At 61.4% G+C, this 474-nt stretch carries 1 protein-coding gene and 1 pseudogene; both read right to left on the bottom strand.

The genetic code is table 11. From position 1 onward, the window contains the following. Positions 1 to 92 (bottom strand): ParA family protein (locus tag AX681_RS21650; RefSeq protein WP_156456149.1); only part of this gene is annotated, 92 nt, incomplete at its 3' end. A 121-nt stretch (positions 93 to 213) separates the two neighbouring features. Continuing rightward, positions 214 to 474: pseudogene (locus tag AX681_RS20030) on the bottom strand (hypothetical protein); the annotation flags it as partial.

Consider the following 474-nt stretch of genomic DNA (forward strand, 5'->3'; position numbering starts at 1 on the left):
TTGCCCGCCTGCTCGGCCGCGACTGCCAGACAGGTCGCGAGCGTCGTTTTCCCAACGCCGCCTTTCTGTGAGAGAATGGCGAGAACCTTCATGCTACACTCCTACACGTATAATCCTATGCTTGTATACACAATAGACCGGGAGGGGAAGCCCTGTCGTTCCCGAAATGACGATAGGGAGGCGCTGAATCTGAAATGACGAAAGCGCGCCGCATCATTCCTCCGGTTCGGCGTCGTCATCGTCCAGCGGCTCATGCTCCATCTGGCCGTGATCCTCGATCGGGCAAAGCGGCGCTCCGGCCTGCTCAAGCCATTTGCGCGCGGTCCTCACGGTATAGCCGCACGTCGCGCACTCGCATTTGAGCATCCGGGTTTTCTGCTTCTTGGGCGCGGTCGACTCGTCACCTTGGGCCAAGACCGCTTGCGGGCTTGGGGAACGAAGCGAGTAGGGCCACGGTGCCGCGCCAGCGGCAGG

Origin of the sequence: Sphingomonas sp. CCH9-E2 (genome assembly GCF_001557215.1) — a bacterium.
Taxonomy (GTDB): Bacteria; Pseudomonadota; Alphaproteobacteria; order Sphingomonadales; family Sphingomonadaceae; genus Sphingomonas.